Origin of the sequence: Bartonella sp. AA83SXKL, assembly GCF_042196965.1 — a bacterium.
In the GTDB taxonomy this organism is placed as follows: domain Bacteria; phylum Pseudomonadota; class Alphaproteobacteria; order Rhizobiales; family Rhizobiaceae; genus Bartonella.
Map to the genome: position 1 here is coordinate 1 of NZ_JBHIRG010000115.1, position 973 is coordinate 973.

A 973-nucleotide genomic window follows, 5' to 3' on the forward strand; every position below is an offset into this window, starting at 1 on the left:
GTCATTTTATCATTCATGTTGTATTCCCGCTATCTTATGGATATTTTATTTGAAAAGATAAGCCATTTTGTAGTATTATAAGAAAGGGGGAGGTTTATTTTTTGTAAATATCCGCAGATTTTGTCTGTTAAACAGAGTCGAAAACTTCTTCGAAAGAGGATAGAGAGATTTGCTAAACAGGAGAGATACTCAAAAAAGTGCTCTCTCTGAGGTATTTTTGGCAACCACCAACGGCAAAACTCCAAAAGAAATCCCAAGAAACAGAGCAATGGCTTCTAGAATAAAGTTTAAAGGCTGGTGCAAAGCTTTTTTTCACACACAAGCCCATAAAACAACCAGTCAGGAAACAAAAGGGCATTTTCTTGTGGCTTTTCATGCACATCTATAACACTCGGATTTGGCATACCAGATTTGGTACCCCATAGGCACACCAGACCTGGTAAAAATTTTTCTTCCAAACGAAGCACAGGTTTAAAGATGACAAAAGCAAGCAAATGATCAGCTAGAAATGGCAGGTTAAAGAAGGGAGGAAACAGTGGGGAAGGAAGAGTATTTTTCTATACTTTCAAGAAGTATTGTCCTTTTTTGAGAAAGAAGGAAGATCATTTTAAACGCGTTGCTTTTCATCGCCCTCCCACCGATAGGCGCCTCCCCACAAAAGTATGACTGAGAGAATTGTCCCCATGCTGTCATCGTTAGCGAGAGAGTTCTTTTTTACTTCAAACGGTAAATTCATGAAAACAGTTAAAAAACGCGGTAGACCTAGAATAACAGGCAAACCAAGAGAACCCAATGGCCGTATTTCACGTGCAAAAAGACCAAACAAGGCTGTTCCACAAGTTACGATTGAAATGCGTGCGAAACATTTTGGTTTAAGCATAGAAGAAGCGAAAAACCCGCTTTCGAGTTCTTATATTGGGCGACTTTATATGCTTGGCACTAAACAAAATGGTTCAGGCATCAATAAAGAGCA

At 39.1% G+C, this 973-nt stretch carries 1 protein-coding gene and 1 pseudogene; one reads left to right on the forward strand and one right to left on the reverse strand.

Annotated features, from left to right (window positions below):
• Positions 1-607: 607 nt before the first annotated feature.
• The gene (locus ACFINO_RS10020) at positions 608-736 is read right to left on the reverse strand and encodes a hypothetical protein (RefSeq protein ID WP_375655671.1); all 129 of its coding nucleotides are present in this window, start codon (positions 734-736) and stop codon (positions 608-610) included.
• On the opposite strand from ACFINO_RS10020, the pseudogene ACFINO_RS10025 reads away from it, so the two are divergent.
• Positions 735-973 (forward strand): annotated as a pseudogene (locus ACFINO_RS10025) (hypothetical protein); the annotation flags it as partial. The gene ACFINO_RS10020 and the pseudogene ACFINO_RS10025 sit on opposite strands and share 2 nt — an antisense overlap.